Raw genomic sequence first — 1,955 nt, 5'->3', positions numbered from 1 at the left:
TTTTCTTCTTCATCGGCATATCCATGACTTTTACTCCGCATGATATGCCTCGCCCACGAAATCACGGATAGGTCCGAGCCGGCCGGCGATTTCCAAGCGGTCAACGTCTACAATACACTTCAGAATAAATGGATTGATGTCGCTCGTACAACTGCTTTGCGAGGCCTTCGTCCTCCGCCACCGCACTGATCGCCAAAGACGCCAAGTACGAGAGAACGGCCATCGCATCTAGCAGGCTGTTGAAAAGCGCCTAGCTTTGATGATCGGGGTGCTGTTTAAAAGGATTTCGTATGCGCTTGGCTGCCGAGTTGCCACCGATTCGCCGAAGCTGGACCGTTCGCGAGCGCTCCAGCCGGCGCGTTGCCGTGCGACGGCCGCGCTTGGGCGGCTCATTGCACCGCTCCTTGCGGCGGCACCACCGTCAGCATTCGCGCCATTCGAGTCAGATTGCTCGCCAGCATCGTCAGCTTGAAGTGCTGGTCGACCCGTTTGAGGCCGCGATACGCGGTCTGTCGAATCCTGCCGACGGTTTTGCCCCAGCCGAAGTGCTCTTCGATGCGCTTGCGAATCACTTGGCTAATGCCATAACCGGCGTGCCGCGAGGTACGGCCGTCGATCGCACTGCCGCCTTGATGCGTGTCGTTGCGCGCGACGTGTGGCGTTACCTTGCGCGCACGACAGTCCCGCACAAAGTCGCGCATGTCGTAGCCCTTGTCGGCGCCGAGCGTCTTGGCATGACGACCGGGCACGCAATCGAGCAGGCGCAACGCATTGGCGCGTTCGGCGAAGCCGTCGGCATGGCTCACCATAGCGCCGACCACCAAGCCCGAGCGGTTCTCCATCAGGATGTGACCGTGGTAGCACAGGATGGACGGCGTGCCTTTGCTCTTCTTGAACAACCGGGCGTCTGGATCCGTGCTCGACTCGTGCGTGTCGTTGCTGCGCCGTTTGCCTTTCCAGTCCGTGTCGGCATTACGTCCGCCGCCGGCCGGCGGATCGTCCGAGCCGTCCTTGGGACGGAAGCTCTTGTGACTGGCCCACGCCTGGATCAGCGTGCCATCGACCGAGAAGTGCTCCCGCGACAGCAACCCTTGCTTGTCCGCCAAGCGCATGACTTCGGTAAAGAACGCCTCGATCACTTCGTGCTCAAGCAGCCGGTCGCGGTTCTTCGAGAACACCGAGTGGTCCCAGACGGCGTCTTCGATCGCCAAGCCGACGAACCATCGGAACAGCAGGTTGTAGCGCATCTGCTCCATCAGCATGCGCTCGCTGCGTACCGAGTAAAACACCTGCAACAACAGTGCACGCAACAACTTCTCGGGCGCGATCGACGCGCGACCGCTGTCGGCATAGATCGTGCCGAACAGCCCGTTGAGTCGCTTCAGGGCCTGATTGACCAGCAGCCGCAGCGGCCGCAACGGGTGATCGGCCGGCACGAAGTCTTCCAGCTTCACCGTCGTGAACAGCGGTTCTTGCATCTCGTCCATTCCGCGCATCGCACCCATCCGACCAAGACCATGAACACGTTATCTCTAACGCACCGCCCCCAAAGCCCGTTTACACCGTTCCCAATTTCAACAGCCTGCTAGAAGCTTGCTCGAATGATCGCCGGTGTAGCTTTGCCGGACCTCATCGCCGAACGTCCGCGCTTTGACTTGAACCACGCCCCCGTGTGTAAACGCGCACATCGTTCCCCAGGTGCGCTGCTTCACCTGCAATATCACGTCACCTGAGCGCTTCGCCGCCTGCTTCAAGTCGCTCGCAAGCTTGGCTATCCGTGGTGGCTCATCACCGCGGACGTATCGATGAAGGTCGGAATCCGTAGCGCAATAGTGGTACCACTCACCCCGCGTATACGCTTCGAACTGAGGTCGATACTGAACCGCACCGGATTTTGTGGAGGCTCCAACTCTTGAGAGAATGGAGCCATGAACAAGAAGCCAAGCAAGTTTTCC

2 protein-coding genes are annotated in these 1,955 nt (G+C 59.8%); both read right to left on the bottom strand.

Translation table 11 applies throughout. The features are described from left to right. Positions 1–389: 389 nt before the first annotated feature. Complete coding sequence (locus tag SB786_RS35420) at positions 390–1,496, bottom strand: IS5 family transposase (RefSeq protein WP_410731466.1); 1,107 nt, start codon at positions 1,494–1,496, stop codon at positions 390–392. A 78-nt stretch (positions 1,497–1,574) separates the two neighbouring features. Then, on the bottom strand, positions 1,575–1,955 hold a 381-nt coding region (locus SB786_RS35415; RefSeq protein ID WP_410731465.1), incomplete at its 5' end, for a DUF6988 family protein.

It is taken from the genome of Burkholderia sp. SIMBA_062 (assembly GCF_046534765.1).
Taxonomy (GTDB): Bacteria; Pseudomonadota; Gammaproteobacteria; order Burkholderiales; family Burkholderiaceae; genus Burkholderia; species Burkholderia ambifaria.
The sequence above is the reverse complement of the archived record's forward strand: the minus strand, read 5'-3'. Positions and strand labels throughout refer to the sequence as shown.

Excerpts from the sequence above, each read along its gene's own strand:
- SB786_RS35420 (WP_410731466.1), bottom strand. The coding sequence starts at position 1,496 with ATGCGCGGAATGGACGAGATGCAAGAACCGCTGTTCACGACGGTGAAG.